The sequence below is a fragment of the Paenibacillus sp. FSL F4-0236 genome (assembly GCF_038000135.1).
Lineage (GTDB): Bacteria > Bacillota > Bacilli > Paenibacillales > Paenibacillaceae > Paenibacillus_AQ.
In genome coordinates, this window is the sequence record NZ_JBBOBK010000001.1 from 3,514,399 (window position 1) to 3,539,816 (window position 25,418).

Here is a 25,418-nt window from a genome sequence, read left to right on the forward strand (position 1 = left end):
CTTTATTTTATATACAATGAATTAATTGATAATGATTCTCACTAAATGAACGGAGGCTTCCTCTTGCTGCAAACATTACCCGTCGCTGCACCGCTCCGCTCGTTGCTGTTTCAGCTGACTGATGCGGAACTACATATTCAACCGGCAGGCTCTTGCGCTAAGGCTCTTTCAGCTCACTTTTATAGACTTCTAATATTCACTGGCGGTAGTGGACAGCTGATCCTTAGCGATCAAACCATAACACTGATTACAGATACATGTTATCTCCTATCTCCTGGAACTTCCTATAGCACGGACAATCAAGAGACGACTCTTTATTATTATCTCATCACTTTTACAGCAATTAATAACGCCGAGCTTCCCGAATATTATTCAGAGGAACTCCTTCCAGGTAGGCAGGAGCTAATTGTCCACCCGTTCACTAGGGTAATCCGCCTTGCTGAAGATCTGCTTATGAGCAAAAAAAATGCCGATGATGTACATTTTTTTAAGCGGCAATTAAAATTCCAAGAATTGCTGCTCTTACTCTTTGAGCATAATTATCCTTCCGAGCAGGTGCCAAGTCCCGCGGATTCCGTGGAAAAGACCATCCAATATATGCAAGATCACTATACGGAGAGTATCACCGTGAAGCAACTGGCTGAGCTCGCAGGGATAACATTGTGGCAATATACTCCGATCTTTCAAAAGCTTACCGGAAAAAGACCGCTCGATTACCTGACCGAACTGCGCATTAACCATTCGAAGCGTTTCCTTCTGGAATCCTCTGAACCGCTGCGTGAGATTGCTCGTCTGGTTGGCTTCTCCGATGAATATTATTTTAGTCGTCGGTTTCGTCAAAAGACTGGAATTACACCCGGACAATATGCGCATCAGCAAGGTCGGAAGCTTACTGTGAAAGACTGGACTGGCCATGAGGTGGATATTCCGGAGCGTCCAAAGCGCATTGTCTACCATGGTGAGACGCTTGGCGATCTGCTCGCATTAGGTATAAAGCCTATCGGAGGAGATGAAGTCTTTGCATGGAACAGAGTCTATAAACATCGACTTAAAAAGCTCTCTAACGTTGGCTTTCCTCTGGATCCGAAGCTTACCGCTTCATTAAATCCTGACCTAATTATTATAGCTAATTCAGATGATAAGGCCTATCGAGCAGTCGTCGACATCGCCCCGACACTTACCTTTGATTCATTTGCTCCACTTGAACACCGTATGCGGACACTTGGAAGCTGGTTGGGTAAGCAGCACGAAGCAGAAGCATGGCTGGATTCATTCGCAGCAAAAAATGCTGCCATGTGGCAGCAGCTTTATATGAATACTCTTCGACCTGGAGAAACAGCTTCTGCATTGATTTATGACCATGGAAATCATCTATATGCTATGGGAATGTCCGGTTTGTCTACTGCTCTCTATGCCCCTAACGGTTTACAGCCCACAGATGAGATCAAAGCGATTCTCGATGGAGAGTTAGGATTTGCAGAAGTCGATCCAGCAAGGCTGCCTTTCTACGCCGGAGATCATATCTTTATGCTTATTCCGGAACGTCAAGACTCGCGAGTTGCTATGGAGAAACTACTAGACAGCTCACTATGGAAGAATATACCCGCTGTACGTAAGGGGCAAGCTTATCTGCTTGACGGAAGCAAATGGAACTATGGAGATGCTTTAACACGTGAAAAGCTTCTAACGCTGTTGCCTAAGCTGCTTGGAGGAGGCTAATCAATCAGCTCTTTTAATAAAAATCCTGACCATGATGCTCAGAAGACTCAAATGAAATAGAAGTCCCACCATAAAGTATGCAAACACAATAAAACCACTAGAAGCTTCTATAACAAAAAATAACTTAGCAGGCCAATAGGTAGGAATCCACGCCCCGATAAATTGCCATGGTGATGGAACAAAATAAGCTACGATTGGTCCTGCTATAAACAGACCACCGATCTTTGATAAAGCTAATCCTTCTACCTTATTTGCAGCGAAAGAAGCTAGGAATAATGCAAAACAAGGGGCTTCAAATGCTAATAGTATAAGGATGTATATATGCTCTAATTGGAAGCTAGATAAGCCGGAGACTATAAAAAATAGCGATGAAAGAAATGTACAGAGTAGAGATGGAAGAACTAGACGATACACCATGTACCCTCTGCGCATTAATGGTGTAACCGCGTAATAAGAGATAACATTCTCATCTCTTTCATCAAGCATTAAAAGACCTGTCATCATACCGGTTAGCATGGGAAAGGTCATGACTAAGAAAATCGCAGCAAAGCTACTATATTTATATAAATCGAAAGCATAACCGTTCGTAAGCCAATCCGCTATAATTGGAAATCCAAATCTTGAGACGACTAGAAGTGCTAAAGGAGCAAAGATGCCGACCATAAGCACTGGGTCCAAACCAGTATGCCGGATATCGCTTCTAAAAAGCATACGATACTTCTTCATTTTCTTGCTCCTCCCTTACCTATGCGCATCATTACATGATTTTCGAAGGACATTTTTGCCCATACGTATATCACAACATTCCATAGCAGTAATATCGATATGGAGTAGATGTAATTGCCAAATGACATAGCCGAGGTTCCCGAACTCAACAAGCGAAGTGTTCCTTCCGTAGGAAGCCACAAAAAAAGTTTGGAGTTCCACACCTTAAAATAACCAAGCAAAGGAAGTATAAAAGGCAATGCGAATACTTGTGATAGTAGAATGAAACCATTAATTGTCTGGCAACGAGCCACAACTCCAATCGACAATAGCGTCATAAAGCTTGACGTTAGAATGATTCCAGTAGAAAAGCCAAACGGGGATTGCGGAATCCCGCTTGCTACTACATGAATAACCCAAGCGGCTAACAGGGAGAGTACAGATAATGAGCCTGCTTTTGAAAGTAAATATTCTCTAACACGAATCGGAGTAACAAATAAAGGATCATGGATGCCCTGGTCTCTTTCCAGCAGCACAATCCCCCCTGCGAGAATAAGCCCTAAAGCACTCGGATCGCTAAAGGTCAATAACAACATCGTTTGTTCTCGATAATGATCAGGAATAAGATGCAGCAATACCAAATAAAACGCACAGATAATGACGTAGATCCAATAAAACCCATGCCGCCATTGAAACCGGATGTCAAAGGCAAACGCAGATCTGAATCTCATGTTAACTGCCTCCCAGTTACGTCAATAAATATTTGTTCCAAAGACGCCTCCTGCGAATGAATGGTTTCTATTGGATGTTCACGAACAAGCTTTAAGAAATATTCGTTCTCCCCTATATCATCAAGTGAGAATTCCTCATTTCTAACTTCATTATGATGGCGGTATTCCAGCCGCACTCGTTTTTTTCCATTTAGAAGCTTAAGCTCCCGAGGAGAATCAATCAACTTAATCTGACCATCTACAATAAAAGCAACCCTGTCGCAGAGCTCCTCAGCGGCTTGCATATTATGTGTTGTAATAATTACAGTTGTCCCATTTGCCTTTTTTTCCAGGATTAAATCCTTCATTCGTTTCGCATTAACGGGGTCGAGCCCGGAAGTGGGTTCATCCAGAAATAGAATTTGCGGGTTATTTAAGAGTGCTCTACAGAAATTCAGCCGCATCTTCATCCCCTTCGATAACTGGGAGACCTTCAAATTTGCAGCTTCAGTGAGATTTACTTGCTCCAGGAGAAACCTCGGTTCCGCTGTTCTCCCTGAATACAGAGAGCGAAATAGCTGCAAATTTTCCAGCGCAGTAAACTTCGAATAGAAATTTGGAAACTCAAAAGCTACCCCTATTCGCTCAAAATACTCCGGTCCGGTATTTCTTATTTCCTTGCCCATTACGTTAACGCTGCCGAGATAATTTTTTAAGACTCCAATTAGTATTTTTTGTGTTGTGCTTTTACCCGCTCCCGAAGGACCGAGAAAACCAAACACTTCTCCTTGAGGTATGGAAAAGTTAAGTCCACTAAGGGTTGGCTCTTTTATTTTTGGGTAGGTAAAATGAAGCTCCTTCACTTCGATCATTTCATACTCCCCCAGTCTTATTATCCTTCAAAGAAGTCATCCCCTCAGCCAGAACCCCAATCAAAAGCTCTATTGTTGCCTGATAGCGCTCATCACCGATCTCTTCCTTATGCAAAGACAGGAGGACTACAGAGCGAATCATGCTTACGATTAATTCCGGGTCAATCCCAACCATGATACCTTCGGCTTGCCATGATTGAATGAAAGGAATAAAAAAGTCTTTATCCTCTATAAAATTTTGTTTCAACAACTCATTAGGTAACTTTCTTAATAGCTGCTCCATTTCGCTTCTTACGAACATCTGGCGAACGATCGGACTCTCTTCCATCATGCGGAAAGATTTCAGTAAAAATAATCTGATTTCTTCCTTGTTTACAGGCACGCCTACGCTAAATGAATCGAACATTGTACTACGAATTCGTTGTTCCTCTTCAAGCAATATGTGATAGAATAATTCCTCTTTCGATCCAAAGAACATGTAAAACGAGCCTTGCGCAATCCCGGCAGCTTTTGTTAATTCTTCAACACTAGTTTTTTTAATGCCATGTACTTCAAAACAGCGGCGACCTTCTGTCAACAATTTATGTTTAATCCATTCTCTTTCTTGTTCTGTGAATTTCTTAGGCATACATCTCAACTCGCTTTTATGGTTTTGTGAATAATTTTATTTTATATTCACAAGTTAACCCACCAACCATATTTTGTCAATCTTTTTCTCTGTAAGCGCCAAATCAGCATGAAAAATCTATGCTATAATCATGCAGTAACACGAAATGGACTAATGGGTGGGAATACATAAATGAAGTTGGAACGTTTGATTTCCATGATCTACAAGCTGTTGAACCACGAAGTTTTATCTGCCTCCAAGCTGGCTGAAGAGTTTCAGGTTTCCCAGAGAACTATCTATAGGGATATCGATGTCATTTGTGCCGCAGGCATCCCGGTCGTATCGTATCAGGGAACTAAAGGCGGATATGGCATCATGGACGGATATAAAATGGATAAAAGCCTGCTCCGTTCTTATGATGTCACTTCTTTGATTACCGTGCTGAACAGTCTCTCTTCCGTGTTTGAAGACGAACAAGCGCAAGGAACCATTGAACGGCTGCAAACGATTGGAACAGAACAACAGACTTCTAGTCTAGCGGTGGATTTTGAAACTCGTCGTATGGATCCCGATGCACTTTCTCTTTTACGTACGGCTATTACGGAACGAAATATTGTCCGTTTTGATTACATCAATGTAAAAAACGAACGCACAACCCGTAATATGGAACCAGTAAAGCTTCATTTTAAATATAGCAACTGGTATATCTATGGTTATTGCCAGGAACGACAGGATTATCGAGAGTTCCGGCTATCCCGGATGATGAATTTGCTTCTGACACAGAATACCTTTCATTCCCAACATGAGGTACCCATAGAGGCCGGTTGTTCAAACAGGGCCGATCAGGTTGAGGAAGTCGTTATCCGGGTGGGACCTGAGGCTTTGGCAGAAGCGCTGGACCAATTTCACCAGGTGGATAAGGAATTTCATACCGATGAGAGCATGACGATGCGAATTCCTGTGTATAAACCATTGGAAGCCCGCTGGCTATGGTCAATTCTGCTAAGTTTCGGCAGCGGCGCTGAAGTCCTCGAGCCTCTTGCACTGCGAGGTATCTTAAAAAAGCAGCTGCAAAATACCCTAAATCTTTATGAAGAAGTATGACAGTCTGCTGTCATACTTCTTCTTTTATATTAACAACAGCTACAAAATAATCTATCACAACTCAAAAGGAGATCATACAATGACCAATCATCCAGTAGAAATGTTTAATTACCACATTTGGGCGAACCAAACGATCTTGGGAAGAATCAAGGAACTCTCTCCCTCTGTGCTAAATCAAGAAGTGAATAGCTCTTTTCCCACCATCGCTCATGCCCTTAGCCATATCTATGCGGTGGATACGATGTGGTATCTGGTTTTAACAGGCACTGGTATGCCTGAGGCTTTTCAAAAAAGTATCCCGCTAAATATGAGCATTCTAAATTCGGTTGATGAATACGCTAATCTTTTTGCCCAGCTATCTGAACAATACAAAGAATGGTTACAAAACCAAACCGATTTGGAGCAGACTATTCTACTTGATAACCCATTCGCTGGAATCCGGCAAACACGTCTATCAGAAATTGTGCTGCATGCCGCCAATCACGGGACTTATCATAGAGGTAATATATCTACTATGTTACGTCAGTTAGGACACGCTTCCACCATGAATGACTATTCCCTTTTTTGGTATCAGATGCCTGCAGAAGCTATTTAATTTATGCACATTGAAAATCTAATTACAGTGAAATCGAGAGAAGATTTAAGAGCTTGGCTTCAGGAAAATTGTAAGACTGAAAAATCTTGTTGGGTACTCGTAAGTATGACACCAAACCCAGAAACATTGCTATATTTGGATGTGGTTGAGGAATGTTTGTGCTTTGGATGGATCGATGGAGTGAAAAAGAAAGTTTCTGAAACGGAGCTGGCGCAGCGACTGTCTCCCAGAAGCAAACGAAGCTCTTGGACAGAATTAAATAAAGAACGTGTCCGCCGCCTCGATAAACTGGGGTTAATGAGTGACGAAGGAAGAAAGGTACTTCCGGATATGAATCTCGCTTCTTTTAAAGTCGATAGGGTTATAGAACAAAGGTTAAAAGAGGAGCAGCAGGTATATGAGAACTTCTTAACCTTTCCCGCTCTTTATAAAAGAGTCAGGATCGACACGATACAAAGCAATACAAATCAACCAGAATTATTTAAGCGTAAATTAGATAAATTTATAACAAACACTAAAGAAAATAAAATGTACGGTCAATGGCATGATCATGGACGGCTTCTAGATTATTAAGCTGCTAGATCATAAGATTGCTTTGTAACTCTTGCAGATTGATTAAAAAGATGAGAAACCCAGTCATTCTCATGACCTTGGGTTTCTCTTTTTGTATTTAAATATGAAAAAATAGCATAATGAACGACTTCCGGCTTACTTGAGCTCAGCGTTCAGCCTCTCAATCAACTCTAGCAATTGCAGCGGCTCACTAACTGTATACGTCGGACGCTCAGACTCATCTGCCGGCTCATGGGAATAACGGGGCGTCCAGCTCTGAAAAATGCTGGTGATGCCTAGCGCATTGGCCCCTTTCATGTCACGGCTAAGATTGTTGCCAATCATAACGGTACGGGAGAAATCCGCTTCAGACAAATCAAGCGCACCAATAGCTGCCTTGAACATGCGCGGGCTTGGCTTGACTGCTTTGATATTCTCGGAAATAATCATGGCGCTGAAATAATCGTTTAGTCCATGCTGCTTAAATACATTTTTGAAGGATTGCGCATCACCGTCTGCAACCAGAGCAAGCGTGTATCCTCTCTCATGCAGGGTTTGAATCGTGATATCTGCTCCCGGAATCAGATCCGCACTCCGTACGATTCCTTCTTCATCCCTAATTTCAGTCGATTCATCAACAATGGTATCTCCGCTGTCAAAAAAGATAATTAACCTTTTCTCGTCCATGTTCTCAATAACCGTCCTCTTTATTTAATGGGTGAGTTGCCTGTGGATTCTCGGATCACCAGTTCAGGCTGCAATACAATTCTTTGCTTGATATCATCTGTATGATCCAGACTGCCGATCAGCAAATCAAATGCCATCTTCACCATCTGATTCATCGGTTGAGCAATAGTTGTTAACGTTGGATTCGTCACGGTTGACAGAATGGTATCGTCAAAACCAATGATAGAGAGCTGTTCCGGTACAGATATTCCCTCTTCCTTCGCAGCCTGGAGTGCGCCGATGGCAAGCAAGTCGTTGCAACAGAATAATGCTGTCGGACGCTCCGCGCCGCGGAGAATCTCGGATGCTACCCGTTTCCCGTCTTTGATATTCGACTCACACGCGAAGATATTCTTCGGGTCCAGTGAAATGCCAGCCTCAAATAATCCAAAGCGGAAACCCCTGACCCGCTCAAAGCTGCTGCTTACATTGAAATCCTCGGACAAAACTGCCATCTTGCGATGACCTTTTTCAAGCAAATGTTCTGCGGCAATAGTGCCTCCTTTGAAGTCATCGTTCAATACACGGTGAACAGCTATGCCTACGGTCTCCCGAGCGATCATAACTATGGGGAAGGATTTCTCTACATGAAGCGCCAAGATATCCGCATTTCCCACACCTGTTCCGATCAGAATACCGTCAACATTTTTTTGCTCCAACAGCCGAATGTATTTCTCTACGCGTTCATCTTTGTTATCTGTGCTGCACACAATAACACTATACCCCTCGGAGTGAGCCAGATCCTCTACGGTTCTAGCTATCTCGGAAAAAAAGGGATTCGAGACATCTGGAATAAGAAGACCAATGGTATAGGTCTTCTTCCCCATTAGTGCCGAAGCAATGACACTGGGCTGATATTGCAGCCGCTTCATCACCTCAAGGATTTCATCTCGCTTCTTGTTGCTTACTTTTCCTTTACCGTTAATCGCATTGGAGACGGTAGCAATTGATACGCCCGCTTCCCTGGCAACATCATATATCGTGGTCGTTTTCATGGCATTAACCTCATTATAAATATTAAGTGGATTGGAGTCTTTGCATCCTCCCTTCACATAAGTTAAGCGCTTAACCTAATGTTACTATGACGACAGCAATAAATTCAATTCATTTTTCTTGAAGGTTTAGATGCTTCGTCTTCTGCCGCTCAATGCTAGGGTTGGTGAATACGCCGGAACACACAAAGAGGTGCCCCGAAGCCATGAATTGTATGGCTTCGGGGCACCTCTTTTTTCCAAATGGATATCTGATTTAAAATGGATTAAATCCCCTCAGCCAGAATCCGTTTTAAGAACATCCCTGTATAAGATTCCTGTACTTCAGCGACCTGCTCCGGTGTGCCTTCAGCTACAAGCCTACCTCCAACTGTCCCCCCTTCAGGGCCAATGTCCATCACCCAGTCAGACTCCCGAATCAGTTCTAAGCTGTGCTCCACAACAACAACCGTATTTCCCGTATCTACCAATTTGCTCAATAAGGTATGAAGTTGCTTGATGTCTGACGGATGTAGACCTGTCGTTGGTTCATCGAGCAAATAGAGCGTATGATTTTTAGATGGCTTGCTCAGCTCTTTGGCCAGCCTGATCCTTTGTCCTTCGCCGCCTGATAAGGTTTTGACAGATTGTCCCCATTTAAGGTATCCAAGACCCACCTCACATAACGTCTCAATAATACCGGCCATTTTGGCCTGCGACTTAAGAATCGGCAAGCTTTCCTGTATAGACATGTCCAACAGATCTGAGATAGAGAAGCCATCATACTTCACCTGTAAGACCTCATCCGTAAACCGTCTTCCTTTGCAGGCGTGACACTTTACTTCTAGATCAGGCAGAAAGTTCATGTCTACGGACAATACACCAAGTCCCTGACAGGTTTCGCACCGTCCCCCCGGTGTGTTAAAGGAGAAATGCTTGGAGGTCAGTTTTCTTTTCTTCGCCTCTGGCAAAGCCGCAAATAACTGACGCAGATGTGTAAATACATCGGTATAGGTCGCTACATTAGAACGCTGCATTCTACCCATGGGTGATTGGTCAAAGATCACAATGCTCCCGACTTCACCTAAACCCGTAATCTCCTTACAGCCTGTTTGTTCATGACCATTAGAGCTTCCTTGCGCAAGGATATCAAATATAAGCGTGGACTTACCCGAACCCGAAACCCCTGTTACAGATACAAGACAACCAAGTGGAATGGAGACTTCTTGAATATCAATATTCCGGTACTGTGCCTGCCGGATAGTGATCTGCTTTCCGTTCCCTTTTCGGCGAATACGTGTGGGAACTTCGAGACGCTCTTCTCTGAGATAAGCTCCTGTAACCGAAAGCTCGCTTGCCATCAAATCTTCTAAACTACCTTCACCAACAACGATTCCACCATGCAATCCAGCACCCGGACCCATATCAATAATATGATCCGCAGCACGAATCATCTCAATATCATGTTCAATAACGAGCACGGTATTCCCCAGATCACGCAGCTCCTGAAGCACACGAATAAGGCCAACTGTATCCCGAGGATGAAGTCCCGTCGTCGGTTCATCCAGAATGTATAAAACACCGGTCAACCCTGAACCCAGCAGTGATGCTAGACGCAGGCGCTGTGCTTCCCCGCCAGATAAAGAGACTGTCTGCCGGTTCATGGAAAGATAACCTAGGCCAACATCGATAATCCGCTTTAGTCTAGTAGGCATATCATGAAGGATCGGCTCAAGTAAATGTAGACCTTCGGCAGGCAGTGCCGCCTCCAGTCCTTTCGTCCACTCATATACCTCACTAAGCGACCAGTCGGATACATCTATGATCGATGCGTCAGCTACTCGAACTAGACGAACTTCTTTTTTCAGGCGAGCTCCTAGGCATTCCGGGCATTGCTGCTCATGAAAAAATCCGCCATCTTTCTCCTGCGCACCAGCCTCCCCTTCCTTCTCCTTATACCGCCGCCACAAACCGGGTATAACACCTTCAAACTTCGTCCCTTGGATTGGCTTAATATTAGGGAAATGGCGTTTAAAAGCTTCACTCTCCACACCGTAGTAGAGCAAATCACGCTGAATCTCACCGTAATCCTTCAACGGTTGATCCGGGTCAAACACAAATCCAAAATGTTTTCCCGCCGCTACTAATATCCGCATCTGTATATCCCGATGAACGCCATTCAGAGAAGCTACTCCCCCCTCTTTCATGCTAAGCTCTGGATTAAATACCGCTGCTTCATTTATAGTCGCCACAGACCCAAGTCCACCACAAGCTTCACAAGCCCCTTCCGGCTTATTGAAGGAAAAATGTGACATGCCAAGTTTCTCAAGCTCAGCTCCGCAATGCGGACAGCCCATCGACTGACCTTCCATTTCCTCGTCTTCTTCTATTAGTAGCCCCCTCGCTTCAAAAGAAGGTGGTATGCTACCCTTGCAAGAAGGGCAAATCCGCTCCCCTAATCTAGAAAAAATAAACCTGACAAAGGTATAAATGTCAGTTACAGTCCCTACTGTCGAGCGTGGATTACGATTCGTAACATGCTGTCCAACGCTAATGGATGGGGACAGTCCAACAATGGACTCGACCTTTGGTTTACTGATCGTATCTGAAGTCATGCCCATGGAATCTAAATACTGTCTTTGGCATTCCCGCTGAAGTGTATCCATAGCTAACGTCGATTTTCCTGATCCCGAAGGTCCCGTCAGAACAACAAGCTTATACTTAGGAATCGTGAGCGAGACATTCTTCAGATTGTTCTCTCGTGCACTTTTAATAACAATAGCTTCTTTCACCATGATTCCCCTCTCAATTAAAGCAATCACACCTAGATACATCTCTTATCCATAACCATTTACGAATGCTGTCATACTACTTTTTTTGCAAAAGTATGCTTAATTCGATAGAATGTATTTGTAAAATAACACATTTTAAAATAACTTCATAATCAAATATCTCGATTGACGAGATATAAAGATTTTAAAAGGGGCGTTATCCTTTGTCAAGCCATGAACAAGCACAACCTACACCAGAGCAAGAACAATTCACCTTACTCATGCGTGGTCTGGGAACCCGAACGGTGGTATACCAGCAAAACGTAGCCGCCTCTCTTGGGTTATACAATAATGATTTTTTGTCTGTGGATATCCTGCGTGAAAAAGGCCCCATTACCGCTGGAGAGCTGTCCAAACTAACTGGACTTGCCACAGGTAGCGTTACTGCATTAATAGATCGTCTCGAGAAAAACGGATACGTTCGCAGACAAAATGACCCTAAAGATCGCCGTAAAGTAATTATTGTCCCGTTGTATGAAAATAAAGAAGATGTCATTGACACGTACATGCCACTTCATACCGCTATGGTTAAATTGGCTGCTTCCTATACGGATGAAGAACTTTCCCTCATTTCACAATTTTTAGGCAAAGCCAGCACCGTTCTAGACGAGCAGATTGATCATCTCAGTTCCCCAACACGTAGTAAGTCTTCTTCTTGACTCAAATGCTAAAAACAACAAATCCCGCTTATTGCATATAACATGCATAAAGCGGGGTTTGTTGTTCATGTTCCGAATTTACGGACTGGAAGGACTGTATAGCGATCAAGCACTTATGAGCGTAGGCTTAAAGCATCATTTAAAAGACGATAATCAAAGCAAGATTGTTCGGATACAGAAAGTCCGCTAACAGGAAGAGACCCTTGCGAGTGATCTTATGAACCCCTTCCATCACTTCATTATCTCACGCGATACTGCTCAAACAGAGCTGGTATAATCTCCGTTGATGCACCCGGCATTTGAGGTAGTATGTAGTGCCCATTAACTACAGTAGCCGGCTCCACAAAAATATGGCGTATCCAAGGAATGTATTCCAGCATGATCGCACCTGGTGTTGCTGCAACCAAATGCTGATGAATTTGCCCCATATCACCAACATGCGGACAAATCGGAATATCGTATGAAGCGGCTAAACCTGCAACCTGTTGCCATTCCGTAATCCCACCAACACGTGTTACATCTACTTGGCAATATTCGAGTGCCCCTTGATGGATATAATCCCGGAATGCATATTTCGTATAGACATGTTCACCTAACGCAATAGGTACATTTAATGCATCGGCCAGCTTCTTATGTCCCATGATGTCATCTGGATTTAAGGGTTCTTCTAACCAGAACAAATCAAACTCCTCTAACTTCTTCCCCCATGTCATCGCTGTATTGATATTCCACTGTTGGTTCACATCGATCATGAAGATGGTTTTATCTCCTATCGCCTTACGAACAGCTTTGCAACGATCATAGTCCTCATGTGAATCTGCTTTACCTACTTTAATTTTGACTCCAGTGAAGCCCTGCTCTACAATTTCAGTAACGTCCTTAATCAAACGTTCTTTGGACCAGTTCAACCAGCCGCCGTTTGTATTATAAGCTTTTATTTGCTTGGATTTATGTCCTCCAAGATACTGCCACAAAGGTTTATTGGAAGCCTTCGCCATAATATCCCAAAGTGCAATATCTACTGCTGCCAACGCCATATGAGTAACTCCCGCTCTCCCAATCCAATGCATTTTTCCAAAACGCAGCTCATCCCAAATCTCTTTCACCATAAACGGATCTTTGCCAATTAATAAAGGAGCGTAATAACGATCAATCGTATCAACGATCATATCATCACCATGTGCACAAGTTCCTGTATACCCATACCCCACAAAACCCTCATCTGTAAAAATCCGAACGCCTGCAAGTCCCCAATGCGTAGCAACATTAATTGCATCCGTTATTGGTGGTGTAATCGGTACGTGTAAGACGAAGCTTTCTACGTTAGTAATTTTCATATTTTTCATCTCCCTAGCTTTAAATGAAATGAATACTCAATCCAAATGGAAAACCTCATCCATACTCGCCCACCATTCACCCTCTAATGCAGACTTCACAGGATACTGACAAGGATCTGTTAAGCTCCACCATTCTTGTGTACGAGGATCTTCAGCCATGATGGCCATATCAGCCGTATAGTCATCCCCTGTATATTCAAAATAACTGAACAAGTAGCCGTCTCTATAAAAAATGGAATAGTTCTTAATGTTGCATTTCCTTAATCTATCCAACACTTCTGGCCATACAGATGCATGTAACGATTTGTATTCTTCTAGCTTCTCATCCTTGACATGAATAACACTCCCACATCGAGTCATTCCGCCCCTCCCTTTCCAATAACTCATTAATAACCTAAGGCTGCTCCACCATCAACAGGGAGCGCTACACCCGTAACAAATCCGGATAAATCACTCGCTAAATACAACACGGCTCTAGCTATCTCTTCCGTTGAAGCACATCTTCCCAATGGATGCATATCGATCAAATCTTGTATTGTAGTTGCCGGATTGGGCTGTTGACCGATCCACTCTTCTAATAAAGGCGTCATTACACCTGCTGGACATATGCAATTGACACGAACTCCATCGTTCGCATAATCCAACGCTAATGCTTTAGTCATTGCAATAATTGCGCCTTTTGAAGCCGAGTATACCGGATTTTGCTTTTGGCCTACCAATCCGCTTAATGAAGCCATATTCACGATGCAGCCACGGTTTTCTCTAATCGAAGGAATGCAGAATTTAATCATCAAATAGACACTCTTCAAATTGATATCCAAGGTACGAGTCCATTCTGTTTCAGAAATATCCTCCAAGCACTTCGGCAATACAACAGCTGCGTTATTGAATAGAATGTCAATCTTGCCAAACTTATTTAGGACCCATTCTACCAATTGTTTAACCTCTAGCTCCGATGAAACATCTGTTTTCACAGCATAAGCAACAGAATCCCCACAATGAACTGAATGAATATCCTCAACTACTCTTTTAGCTTCAGCTTCATTCCAGTCCGCAATGATCACCTTAGCACCCTCACTGGCAAATAATTTGGCAGTCGCTTCGCCAATCCCGGAGCCACCGCCTGTAACAATAACGACTTTCCCTTGTAATTGCATAGGCTACACTCCAGTTTCAATAAAATGTGATGTCTCCAATTGATAAAAGCGGATCGCATTATTGCCAAAAACATCGTCTAATTCTCGCTCTGTAAGCGCTTCAGGTAAATTATTTAACAAAATGCTTACTGTTTGATCATAGCTTGCTGCAAGCAGGCACACTGGCCAGTCACTGCCGAAAATGACACGGGTTAATCCAAATGCATGTATGACGTGTTTTATATAAAAGTTAAAGTCAGATTCTACCCAGGTCGCCATATTTGCTTCGGTAACCATACCTGAAAGCTTGCAATACATTTGCGGATATTGCGCGACCTCCGTAACCCACTCTTGCCAAGGTGAGGATTCTTGCTGGGAAATTTGTGGCTTACCTATATGGTCAATGACCGCATGTAAATTTGGCACAAGCTTGAGCAATTTCAATACGGCTGGGAATTGTGCAGCATGGATCAATAAATCAACAGGGAATCCCATCGTCTCTAACCATTTTAAATGATGAATAACATGAGGACGTTGCAAATATTCATCAGCATCAATACTTTGAAGCATCAATCGGAGGCCAATAAAATGAGGATATTTACGCAAAAGTTCAAAGGTTTCCGCAAAATTGTCCTGCTCTAAATCCAACCAGCTCACAACACCAGCTATTGAATCATGGGTCTCGCATAAACTTAGTAGAAATTCAGTTTCTTCAACAGTAGCCGCTGCTTGAACAACAATGGTTTTCGTGATTCCATGTCGTAATAATGATTCTGTCAGGTCATCAGGCATAAAATCTCGATATAGTAATGGAACTTCTGGTGTAGGCCATCCGTAATCGCCTCGACTTAATTGCCAATAATGCTGATGCGCATCAATTCTCATGCTTTCACCTCACAAATTGAGTACATTGTCAGTCTTCCTTAACGAGCCGGTTCGTCAGCTTGCCGAGCTTCTCAATCTCAATCGTGACGATATCACCATCCTTCAGGTAAATCTGCTGATCTACCGGATAACCGAGGACGACGCCTTCTGGTGTTCCAGTCAGAATGATGTCTCCAGGAACAAGCGTCATATGTTGCGAAATATAACTTACGATCTCATCGCATTGGAAAATCATATCTGACGTATTGGAGTGCTGGCGGATTTCTCCGTTGACTGTACATTTAATCTCTAAATCATTCGGGTTTTCGATTTCATCCGCTGTAACTAGATAAGGTCCAAGAGGAGAGAATTTATCACATGACTTGCCTAACAGCCATTGCTGAGTCCTTAGCTGCAAGTCCCGTGCGGATAAATCATTTACGTTGCAATAACCAAATACGTGGTTAAGCGCGTCCTCTTTCGTAACGTACTTAGCTGATTTACCGATAACGATAACAAGCTCTGCTTCGTAATCAACTTTTTTCGTCACTCTTGGAAGGGGAATATCGTCGCCATGTCCCGTCAACGTGTTATTGAATTTATTGAACAATATCGGGAACTCAGGAATTGCTGCATTCGTTTCCACCGCATGCTTGCGATAGTTAAGACCGACGCAGATGATTTTATTTGGATGAGTCACGCATGGACCGAGCGTCAACTTTGCTTCATCTAATAGGTATGAACAGTCTTCTCCAGCCATATCCAGTGCTTGAGTTGTGAATTGATCCAACCTCGAAGCCGCTGCCTCACCACCGTCAATGACTTCGTGAACGGTCATAGGTACGGAATACCCATGCTGTGTAGGCAAAGCTATTAAAGCGCTTGCAACATCCAGTATCCCTTTTTCTGTTACGACCCCCAATTGGTAATCACCATTGTTAACGAATGTTAATAACTTCATTATTAATTCCCCTTCCTTTTATCGTTTTAATGCTGTTCAGGCATTTTTCCCAAAAGTTGCACCTCCATCAATATAGAGAGGAGAACCCATCATAAATTTTGATTCATCCGAAGCGAGAAATAAGGCGGCTTGGGCAACATCCTCAGGTAAGCCGAGCTCTTCACTAAGCTGACGCTTCTTAATTGACGCAATCGCAGTTTCCGGATTATCGTAAGAGGTTTTTAAGTAATTCTCAACGAACGGTGTTAGGATTGTACCTGGTAAAAGGGCATTTACACGAATATTGTATGCTGCGTAATCTACTTGCATGGATTTCGTCAGGGCCAATACCGCTCCTTTGGTAGCTGAATAAGAAGCTCTTCTGGCGAGCCCGATTTCTGCGACGCAAGAGGACATATTAATGATGTTGCCAGATTTTCGTTTCATCATATGAGGAAGCACATATTTGGAGGGCAAATATACCCCCCGAATATTAACTTGAATTACCCGTTCCCATGCATCCGGTTCAACTTCATGCAAAGCGCCTACTCCGCTAATCCCTGCATTGTTAAAAAGCACATCTATATAACCATATTGTTCAATGATTTGATCTACCATCTGCTCTACAGATTCAGCATGGGTCACATCCGCATGGATGAAATGACCTTTTCCTCCATCTGCATGAATATCCTTCAAAGTCTCTATACCTCTAGCTTCATCTAAATCGTTCACAATTACAGTTGCACCTTCACGAGCAAACAGCAATGCCGTGCTTCTCCCGATCCCTGAACCTGATCCCGTAATTAAGATGACTTTATTGGCTAATCTCATTAATGATTGCCTCCTTGGTATAGCGATAACCGATTCGCCAAATGACGAATTTCAGCCTCCGCAACATCCTTCTTTTTCTCCCAGATATGCTGCTGCATGGTACAGCTCACTGCTGCGATAGCCTCACCTGATTTAGATAGGATCGGGGCTGAAACACAGCTGAACCCAACGATAACTTCCTGCTCATCGAAAGCAATCCCCTCATCACGGATGATTCGCAGTTGCTTAACCAGATCCGCCTTCGTTTTCAATGAATATTCTGTAGCGCTCGTTAATTCTTGAATCGGGTACAATGAATCCAGATCTTTATCATCAATGAACGACAGGAGCAATTTTCCAAGTGCAGTCACATGTGCAGGGAACTTCATACCGGGGCCGGATGCTAGCCTGACCATAGTCGGCGCTTCCTCCTTAGCTAGATACAACACTTCATTACCTTCAAGTCTGGCCAACTGAACCGTCTCTTGCAGACGATCTCTTGTGGCGGTAGCTTCTCGGTGAAATGATGAGATTAAGTCCTGACCTTGCAAGTAGGAATCTCCCCACCTTCCCGCAGCGGAGCCAACGGCATAAGTATCGTTAGTATCTCTATTCACCCAATCAAGTACTTCCATAGTCTGCAAAATAGAATACATAGAACTCTTATGGATACCAAGCTGATTGGATAAATCAATTAATCGATGCTTATAGGGTTCCTCTGATACAAGGCGTAGAATCCCGTCTGCTTTCTCCAAAGCAGGCACCCAATATTTTTTGTCCATGTGAGCACCTCTTTCAAACATTATACAAAACCAAGTTTTCTATACAAACTAATTTTAATTTTATTAGTTATATTTGGCAATCTTTTTTTTCAAAAAAAAGACGATAGCTCCTAAGCTGATACCTAGGTTAACTATCGTCTTTATATTCATATTATCTCCGAATACCAATCGTTACAATTTCGCATGGACCGATCTGTAAGGCCGATCTACCTTTCTCTTCGCTAGAGAGTGGATGGCTCTCCTCTTCCAGGATCGACGTCTTATAGAAATACTGCTGCGGTATCGTTGAACGGATGGTCAGGTCGGTACTCTGCTGACTCATGTTGTACCAGCGAAGCAGTAGGTCTCCAGTCTGCTCGTTCATTTTTAGAGAGGAAAATGCGAGCTCCTGACTCTCCCATTCGAATGGAGTATACACCGGAGCAATCGCTCCTTCATGTACATCAGTCTGACATACGACCCAAGGAATCTGGAATTGATAAGCTTCAGCAAAAGCACCTGAGGTTATACCATCTCCTGTGTGTGGGATAAGCTCCATACGTACAACGTGCTCTCCGAGACATTGCGCTTCTGGAGTTGGAAACAAACCCCAGTCTCCCAATTCACCCACGCTACGGAGTAGTGTAATCGCAATGGTGTTACGACCATCTCTTAACACTTCATATTCATTTAATCCAAAGTTAGCGACGGTTAGACCGGCTGTTTCATTACTGATATCAACAAAGGCCTGCTGATGCTGCGTGTTACTCGGATTCATCCATTCTGTAGCTGGCTCAATATTCCGCTCCGCAACCTCAAACATCGAATCCACATGATGTGTGGCGGTGTTCAACTCTGTCGGAAATAGCGCACGAATCCGGTGATCTTTGGCTTTATTGTCTATCGTAGTTTCGATATGCAGCCCCTTCCCGCCCCGCTCCAAGCTAATTACGGTACGAAGTTTAAGAATGACTGTGTCACTACTGCGCTGCGCTTTCCGCTCCGGGTAGTACACAAGAGCACGCTGTTCCTCGTCCAGCTTATTATCTGCTGAGGCTGGAATCTCCCAGTCATGCTTAATTTCCACAGATGCTCGATAAGGTGTATTTTCCAGAACGCAAATATTCGCCTGTAGTCCCTTGGTCGTTAAAGCTTGTTCACCCTCTGGCTGTTTATACATGTATTCATTCCCGATATCACCTGTGTTCTCATACACACCAAGATCCCGGTAGGTCATGCCACTGGCTTTGTCACTTAGCGTAAATGAACCATTATCATGGATCACTACTTTGATGGCCTCATTCTCCAACACCCGATCCCCTTGAAGCAAAGATTCAGGAGCTATAGGCAACCCTGCGTTAGCACGACGAACCCACGCATATGCACGAAGACCCAGCGCCGGAACTTGCACAGCTTCAAAGGTAAGTCTTACTCGGCGGCACATATAGGGCTGGCGGAATTTATCGTCAGGCAAATCATAACCAAACTGAAGACCCAAATCCTCCATCTGGCATGTAATGGCATTCCCTTGATCGTCTACTAATTCACGACCGTTTAAGTCAATATCTTTCATACGGCTGGCCGTTTCTTCTAGAGAGAAACCCTCTCTCAAATATAGACGTGCCGCATCAATTTCTATGCTCACTGTACCCGTGCGTCTCCACCCTGTCATATTCATGACTACTAACGGAAGCACTTCTTCACCAAATGCTGCAAAACCGGACGTATCCACAGCTTCAGCGATCATGCGCTTACTATCATCAACAATGGTCTCTGCTACATGACGGCTTTTATCAAACCGGGTTACCATTTCGCGATGTACCTCATCCACGCTGCAGCCACAAATGCTGTCGTGAGGGTGATTCTGCATTAGCGTCTTCCAGGCATAGGTGAACAGATGATGAGGGTAATCTTTGCCCAATACATGTGCGAATGAAGCGAGTGGCTCAGCTACCTTTTCAAGCAAGACTTGCCCTTCCTGATTCATCTGTTTCAAATAGACACGAGCAGATGCGGTATTCACTAACGTCCCCCATCCGTCAGTGTGCTGGCTCCGCAGTTCGCCCTTTACGGTCGACAAATTGTTGTGATCCATTACATCCTCTACAGCCTTAAGGTAATCAGGGAAGTTGGAATGGATAAACTCCATATCTGGATATAACCGCTTCGCAGTCTCAATAGCCTCCGGCAAATCCAGTTGAGCCGGTTGATGATCGCAGCCGTTCATGAATAGTAGCTCGCCTGTAGAGGCAAATTTCCGAGCATCTGCTAACTTCTTCTCCCAGAACTCTTTTGCCTCTGCTTCATTCACTGGCACCTCGTTTCCGTTCGAATACCAATTCGCAAATAGAATTCCAAGCACTTTCGATCCATCCGGACCTTCCCATATCAGCTCGGAGAACGAAGATTCATATCCACCGTCCAATACTGTATTGTTGAATCCAGTCGGCTTTACACCTCTTCCAAAAAAGGCATTATTGATGCCTGATTGCTTCATTAATTGTGGAGTCTGACCCACTAGACCAAAGGTGTCCGGAAAATAACCGATCTTAGAAGGTTCACCGTAACGCTTCGAATCCTGATGACCAATCTGCATATTACGTACATTTGCCTCTCCGCTGGTAAGGAAAGCATCTTGCAGAATATACCAAGGTCCAATCAGTAGACGACCTTCCGTAATATGTTTTTGTAGACGATCTTGATTCTCGGGGCGAACTTGAAGATAATCTTCCAGAATGATTGTCTGTCCGTCAAGATAAAAACTCTTAAATTCACCATCCTCATCCAATCGATCCAGCAATTCATCGACCAGTTTAATCAGGCGTACATGATGCTTCTCATATGGAAGATACCATTCCCGGTCCCAGTGAGTATGAGAAATAATATGGGCAGTCTGAGGTTTAATAGATTTATCTGAACGATCCAATGTGAAGACCTCCTTATATGCAATACGTACTCTCTACTAAGATGCTTAATGTAGTAGATGTGGATAAGTTATATGAATTTCGACTTCCTGCTGGCGATACACGCCAAGAAGATCACCTTTATAGTCCGTAGCAAACAGGACTGAACGTTCCTGTTCCAACAAGAACGCGTAGGTTCGGCCAGTGGCTGAATCCTTCACCTCGATTTTCGCATCCTGAGCATATTCCGATACGAAGGTGAAGAGCGCTCCTGTAGCAAAGCTCAATTTCCGTCCGTAGATACCTACTAAGTCCCCTCCGCTAATCCACTCCAAGTCACACTCCACATGAGCAGCATGGAGCGCGTAGCGATACAGTGCAGATGTAGTATCACTTCGGTCGCTCAATTCAACGGGCAGTGGACTCCATAGGAGTCGACCCTTGCCAAGCGGGATGTTTATGACTGAGTCTATAGTAGAGCTTCCGCTTCCGCCGGATTCGTGAATCATCGTTTCCTTCGATACCTCAGCAATCCGCCGGTGACCGAAGGAGACGGGGAGTTCTTGGCCTTGAAGGCTAAGAACTTCTTCACGGCGCACATTACGCAATTCACGCTTGCCAAGAATATCACTTAAGCGCTCTGAAGAACGCCAGTAAGCATCAATGTCGAGCGGGCCTGTAGCAAGCAATACCGCACCTGTCTCTTCAACGATGTGTAACAACCTTTCCATCGCTGCATCATCGAAGTTATGCGCGCTTGGCAGTATAATAAGCTTCACAGGATGGTTTTCCAAATCATCTAGGTGGTATTCAGAAGCCCCTCTAAAAGGCATCTTTAGATCATATGAAAGAATACGGGTAAGCTCTGTTGTAGCAGCGAAAGCCAGCTTCCGGTTAGAGAAATCATTCGAATACGGAAACACCACAGCGATCTCTTCCAGTTTTCGATCTCCAAATACGTCACGAATGCCTTCTATAAATTTCCCAAAGTCATAAGAGACATCCGCCTCTGGCTTTTCGGTTCCATCTGCTCTCAATGCTCCGATATGGGACTCATTCGCATTATCCATATAGAAGTTCGTATTCCAAATCCAGTGTATGGCCCCCGCACCAGCAGTTCCAAACGTATAGGCATATTTGCGTTCAAGAAGATTTCGCAGCTCTAGCTCCGAACGTTTGGCTCGTCCATCAGGAGTTTCTACATACATGACGCCAGTCTCTTGAATTAGGTTTGGCTTATTAGGCGTCTTGGCAAAGATGCCATCCCACACCAGATAATCATTAAACCACCAGGAATGAACAGTGGTGTAATCCACCGTCTCCTCGTAGAAGAACGGTGAAGGTCGCTGCGCCCCTAGCCCTTCATCCTGCCCAACCGTAACCATCTGATCTGGACATTGCTCCTTAATGGTGTCATATAACTGCCTCACCCACCGGTTATGCATATCCATGGAGAACAAGCAATAATCAAGCCAACGCGTCCCTCTTTTAGCAATGTGCATATCCTGTACATCGAAGTTCATCTCTTTCGCTTCTGGCAGCCCTGCCGATGCAAAGTCCGGAAGCTGTGCGGGTGTCATATTCCAACGTTCCTGTAGTACTTCGATTTCCCCATGTCTATGTCGAAGCCATTCTATGAAAGCTTGTTGCTCGAAGCGATCATGACATGAACTCGGACCATCCGAGAAAATCCGTGCCGGATCAAACATCGACGGTTCATTAATAAGATCCCAATCTACATTCGAAGACGCTTTATGACGAGATACAATAGAACGAATGAACCGCTTCTGAGCCTCAACACTTTGTGGGTCCAAATAAGGATTTACCCCACCCCACGTTTCCGGTGTGAAGGAGAAGAACGTGAAAGTCACCTGAAGATCATGCTTCTTCGCCGTCATGATAAAGGCATCAATCGCTCGCAGTACCTCTTCTGAAACATGACCATCGTCTTGCATCACGTTACGATAAGCAGTCCAGATTCCTGTTCGGATCCAGTTAATCCCTGCCTTCCGCATTTGACCCATATCGCGATCCCATACCCCAACGTTCGGCAGAAATAGAAATTTCCGTGCCACATCACTCGTCATATAAGTCATCCCCACAACAGGTAGCGGACGCCCATCTTTTATGAAATAATCTCTTCCACTCGTTACCGGTTCACCTGCTGCCAGAAGTTCAGGGGCATGCCCCCAGAACCCTTGACGTAGAATGCGGACCTCACCATCACTGGCTTCCGCTTCGCAGACCACTTGGAACAGACCACTCCTAATTTCCAGAGGAATAGGCACCCGAACGATGTTAAGCTCAGCATTAGCCTTCATCTCCAAACTATGGGACCAACGGAAGGCGGGATCGGATTCATGCTCAACATGCATTGTAAACTTCCATTTATCTTCATTTCGCAAAGAAGGTTTTACCCGCTCAAGCTGCTGAATCTGAAGTGTCAGAGAAGCCCGTTCTCCTGACTCATATGACGCGTAATTTGGCTTAATCCACATTTCCGTTACACCCTTACTACAGAAACGAACCCACTCAGACATCGCGGACAGCCCTTTTTCCTTCCATAAAGAAGCCGTTGCAGCCGTATTTATGAACAGCCAGCGGGAGCCTGCAAATAAACCAATCGTATTCTCCCAAAGAACTACTGGAGCAGCAGTTTCCCGCCCCTCATGCGTAATTCCCTTCAAAAGCGGGTAAATCCGTGTGCTCATCGGACCTGCTGATCCCATTTGATGAGGTAAATCACTCGTCTTCGTCGTATGTGGCACAAGGTTCCATGTCTCTTCACTCGCTATAAAAAGAGCTTCTTGCCCCTTAAGCAGAGGAATCACATCTGATGCAAGCAAGGACTGGTTGCGAGAACAATCAACACGCAGCACCTCATGAATAGACAGCTCTTGATGATAAGAGGTCTGTTCCGCTTCCACATGCCATTGTTCATTTTTCCAGCGAACGGGTTGTTTGAAGGGGGCACCTCCAATGCTGATCAGTCCACCACCTCTTTGCAAATATCCAAGAATGTCTATCCATGCCGCTTTTGGGAAATAGGGTGCATGCAGATTAATGAAACATCCACCTTCGGTTTCCTTAAGCGTTGCTGCAAGCTGATTCGCATTCACGATCATACCGAACTCACGCATGGATTTAATCGCGTCACTAGGAATCGAATTGGAAATTGGGAAATCAGAATCATAGAATATGATTACAGGTCTGCTCATAGTAGTCCTTCCTTCATAGTTTTGTAGACTAGTTGGGAGAACAGACTATTGGACCAGGCAAACCATTTTCTAGTGAATATATTCGGGTCATCGACATGAAATCCTTCATGCATAAAACCAGTCCCCGCATCCGTTGCCTCTAACATCGCAAGCATGTCCAGCTTCTCTTCCTTCGTGGAAGCCGTCAAACCTTGCATAGACAATGCCATATGCCAGATATAATCTTTCGGAGTATGTGGACTGCCAATCCCTTTCGCTGCTGTTCCTTCAAAGTAAAAAGGATTCTCCTTGCTCAGCGCAAATCGGCGTGTATTCTGATAAATCTCATCATCTGCTGTAACATAGCCTAGATAAGGAATCGACATGAGTCCCGGTGTTCCCGCATCATCCATCAAGCAGTAGTTGCCGTAGCCGTCGGTCTCATAGGCGTAGATTGGCCCAAATTTCGGATGACGATAAATACCATACAGCTTGATTCCATGATCAATGTCCGCTTCTAATGCTTTAAGCTCTTTTAGAAATTCAAGATCACGGAATACCCATTCTGCAAATTCCTGCATATGACGTAATGCAACAACGGCGAACATATTCCCCGGGATATTGTAATGGAAGTCGCAAGCATCATCGCTTGATCGGAACCCGGACCAGACCATCCCCGTGTAATTTACAGGCATACCAAGGCCGTTGTTGCGTAACGTATCTTCAGGAATTCCATTATTACGCGTAAAGCTGTAAGGAGATAATTCAGCATGGCGCTGCTCAGTTCTAAATAAGTTGTATATTTTGACCATTGCTGCCTTAAATCCGGCGTCGAATATATCAGTTTTCCCCGTTTCTTTCCAATAGGCATAAGCCAGACGCATAGAAAAACAGAGAGAATCGATCTCGAATTTACGTTCCCACACCCAAGGGGACATTTCCGTGATATCGCTAGTGCTCCAATGCCAGTCATTCGCTGTTTCGTTAAACGCATTGGCATACGGATCAATATGTATATACTGAATATGTCGTTTAATTAAACCGCTAATGATACGTTGAAGATCCGGATCATTCTTCGCAAACGGCACATAGTGCATAACCTGCTCCACAGAATCTCGCAACCAGGAAGCTGGGATATCACCAGTAATGATGAATGTTGTTCCATCATCCATGAGCTTAGTCGTAGTCTCAAGTGTATTCGGAAAGCAGTTCTTGAAAAGCTGCAATAGTTTAGGCCGATGAGCTAACTTTTCCTCTGCTTCGTTCATTACTTCTTGAATCGCTTGTGGAAGCGGAAGCTTCGGCATTGAGATGGTTGGCAGTCTGAATTGTTCCATATTTCCACTCCTCTTGATAAAAATGAGTATAGATAGAGAGACGGGCAGCATAGCTGCCCGTCTCCACTAATCCTATTTGCGT

The 25,418-nt window shown here is 44.1% G+C and carries 22 protein-coding genes; 5 read left to right on the plus strand and 17 right to left on the minus strand.

Annotated elements, in window-relative coordinates; translation table 11 throughout:
- The first annotated feature begins 63 nt into the window (after window positions 1-63).
- Window positions 64-1,719: an AraC family transcriptional regulator gene (locus NSQ29_RS16065; RefSeq protein ID WP_341125566.1), complete on the plus strand. Its 1,656-nt coding sequence runs from the start codon at window positions 64-66 to the stop codon at window positions 1,717-1,719.
- Here NSQ29_RS16065 and NSQ29_RS16070 read toward each other — a convergent pair whose 3' ends face one another.
- Genes NSQ29_RS16070 through NSQ29_RS16085 form a run of 4 tightly spaced genes read right to left on the minus strand, consistent with a single transcriptional unit; the run spans window position 1,720 to window position 4,634 of the window.
- The gene (locus NSQ29_RS16070) at window positions 1,720-2,445 is read right to left on the minus strand and encodes a hypothetical protein (protein WP_341125567.1); all 726 of its coding nucleotides are present in this window, start codon (window positions 2,443-2,445) and stop codon (window positions 1,720-1,722) included.
- Window positions 2,442-3,155, minus strand: a complete 714-nt coding sequence (locus NSQ29_RS16075; protein ID WP_042187031.1) for a fluoroquinolone export ABC transporter permease subunit — start codon at window positions 3,153-3,155, stop codon at window positions 2,442-2,444. The genes NSQ29_RS16070 and NSQ29_RS16075 overlap by 4 nt, the downstream gene beginning before the upstream one ends.
- On the minus strand, window positions 3,152-4,006 hold the full coding sequence (locus NSQ29_RS16080; protein WP_042187029.1) for an ABC transporter ATP-binding protein: 855 nt from the start codon (window positions 4,004-4,006) through the stop codon (window positions 3,152-3,154). The genes NSQ29_RS16075 and NSQ29_RS16080 overlap by 4 nt, the downstream gene beginning before the upstream one ends.
- Before the next feature lies 1 nt (window position 4,007).
- Window positions 4,008-4,634, minus strand: a complete 627-nt coding sequence (locus NSQ29_RS16085; protein WP_341125568.1) for a TetR/AcrR family transcriptional regulator — start codon at window positions 4,632-4,634, stop codon at window positions 4,008-4,010.
- A 171-nt stretch (window positions 4,635-4,805) separates the two neighbouring features.
- Here NSQ29_RS16085 and NSQ29_RS16090 point away from each other — a divergent pair, with 171 nt between their 5' ends.
- The 3 genes from NSQ29_RS16090 (at window position 4,806) to NSQ29_RS16100 (ending at window position 6,885) form a co-directional block, all read left to right on the plus strand.
- Window positions 4,806-5,717, plus strand: coding sequence for a helix-turn-helix transcriptional regulator (locus tag NSQ29_RS16090; protein WP_339270400.1), 912 nt, complete (start codon window positions 4,806-4,808; stop codon window positions 5,715-5,717).
- Between the two features lie 79 nt (window positions 5,718-5,796).
- Window positions 5,797-6,312, plus strand: coding sequence for a DinB family protein (locus tag NSQ29_RS16095; RefSeq protein WP_341125569.1), 516 nt, complete (start codon window positions 5,797-5,799; stop codon window positions 6,310-6,312).
- Between the two features lie 3 nt (window positions 6,313-6,315).
- Window positions 6,316-6,885: a YdeI/OmpD-associated family protein gene (locus NSQ29_RS16100; protein WP_341125570.1), complete on the plus strand. Its 570-nt coding sequence runs from the start codon at window positions 6,316-6,318 to the stop codon at window positions 6,883-6,885.
- 135 nt (window positions 6,886-7,020) lie between these two features.
- On the opposite strand, the gene NSQ29_RS16105 is transcribed toward NSQ29_RS16100, so the two are convergent.
- From NSQ29_RS16105 to uvrA, 3 genes are all read right to left on the minus strand, one after another.
- Window positions 7,021-7,551: an HAD family hydrolase gene (locus NSQ29_RS16105; protein ID WP_076283074.1), complete on the minus strand. Its 531-nt coding sequence runs from the start codon at window positions 7,549-7,551 to the stop codon at window positions 7,021-7,023.
- A gap of 20 nt (window positions 7,552-7,571) precedes the next feature.
- Window positions 7,572-8,585, minus strand: a complete 1,014-nt coding sequence (locus NSQ29_RS16110) for a LacI family DNA-binding transcriptional regulator (RefSeq protein ID WP_339802607.1) — start codon at window positions 8,583-8,585, stop codon at window positions 7,572-7,574.
- A gap of 263 nt (window positions 8,586-8,848) precedes the next feature.
- Window positions 8,849-11,353 (minus strand): excinuclease ABC subunit UvrA, encoded by a 2,505-nt coding sequence (gene uvrA, locus NSQ29_RS16115; RefSeq protein ID WP_341126777.1) that lies wholly within the window; start codon window positions 11,351-11,353, stop codon window positions 8,849-8,851.
- Between the two features lie 260 nt (window positions 11,354-11,613).
- Between uvrA and NSQ29_RS16120 the strand changes: the two genes are divergently transcribed.
- On the plus strand, window positions 11,614-12,051 hold the full coding sequence (locus NSQ29_RS16120) for a MarR family transcriptional regulator (RefSeq protein WP_340974810.1): 438 nt from the start codon (window positions 11,614-11,616) through the stop codon (window positions 12,049-12,051).
- Window positions 12,052-12,290: 239 nt separating this feature from the next.
- On the opposite strand, the gene NSQ29_RS16125 is transcribed toward NSQ29_RS16120, so the two are convergent.
- The 10 genes from NSQ29_RS16125 to NSQ29_RS16170 all read right to left on the minus strand — a co-directional run bounded on the left by NSQ29_RS16125 (window position 12,291) and on the right by NSQ29_RS16170 (window position 25,336).
- Window positions 12,291-13,388: a mandelate racemase/muconate lactonizing enzyme family protein gene (locus NSQ29_RS16125; protein ID WP_341125571.1), complete on the minus strand. Its 1,098-nt coding sequence runs from the start codon at window positions 13,386-13,388 to the stop codon at window positions 12,291-12,293.
- A gap of 36 nt (window positions 13,389-13,424) precedes the next feature.
- Entirely contained in the window at window positions 13,425-13,748 is a 324-nt protein-coding gene (locus NSQ29_RS16130; RefSeq protein ID WP_341125572.1) for an L-rhamnose mutarotase, read from the minus strand.
- A 26-nt stretch (window positions 13,749-13,774) separates the two neighbouring features.
- Window positions 13,775-14,545: an SDR family NAD(P)-dependent oxidoreductase gene (locus NSQ29_RS16135; protein WP_341125573.1), complete on the minus strand. Its 771-nt coding sequence runs from the start codon at window positions 14,543-14,545 to the stop codon at window positions 13,775-13,777.
- A gap of 3 nt (window positions 14,546-14,548) precedes the next feature.
- Window positions 14,549-15,409, minus strand: coding sequence for an amidohydrolase family protein (locus tag NSQ29_RS16140; protein WP_341125574.1), 861 nt, complete (start codon window positions 15,407-15,409; stop codon window positions 14,549-14,551).
- Between the two features lie 28 nt (window positions 15,410-15,437).
- Entirely contained in the window at window positions 15,438-16,349 is a 912-nt protein-coding gene (locus NSQ29_RS16145; protein WP_340968827.1) for a fumarylacetoacetate hydrolase family protein, read from the minus strand.
- Between the two features lie 36 nt (window positions 16,350-16,385).
- Entirely contained in the window at window positions 16,386-17,159 is a 774-nt protein-coding gene (locus NSQ29_RS16150) for an SDR family NAD(P)-dependent oxidoreductase (RefSeq protein ID WP_341125575.1), read from the minus strand.
- On the minus strand, window positions 17,159-17,920 hold the full coding sequence (locus NSQ29_RS16155; RefSeq protein ID WP_149644031.1) for an IclR family transcriptional regulator: 762 nt from the start codon (window positions 17,918-17,920) through the stop codon (window positions 17,159-17,161). Before NSQ29_RS16155 ends, NSQ29_RS16150 begins: the two co-directional genes overlap by 1 nt.
- 151 nt (window positions 17,921-18,071) lie before the next feature.
- Entirely contained in the window at window positions 18,072-20,825 is a 2,754-nt protein-coding gene (locus NSQ29_RS16160) for an alpha-mannosidase (protein WP_341125576.1), read from the minus strand.
- Between the two features lie 45 nt (window positions 20,826-20,870).
- Window positions 20,871-24,020 (minus strand): beta-galactosidase, encoded by a 3,150-nt coding sequence (locus NSQ29_RS16165; RefSeq protein WP_341125577.1) that lies wholly within the window; start codon window positions 24,018-24,020, stop codon window positions 20,871-20,873.
- Window positions 24,017-25,336, minus strand: a complete 1,320-nt coding sequence (locus tag NSQ29_RS16170) for a glycoside hydrolase family 125 protein (protein WP_341125578.1) — start codon at window positions 25,334-25,336, stop codon at window positions 24,017-24,019. The genes NSQ29_RS16165 and NSQ29_RS16170 overlap by 4 nt, the downstream gene beginning before the upstream one ends.
- Between the last annotated feature and the right edge of the window lie 82 nt (window positions 25,337-25,418).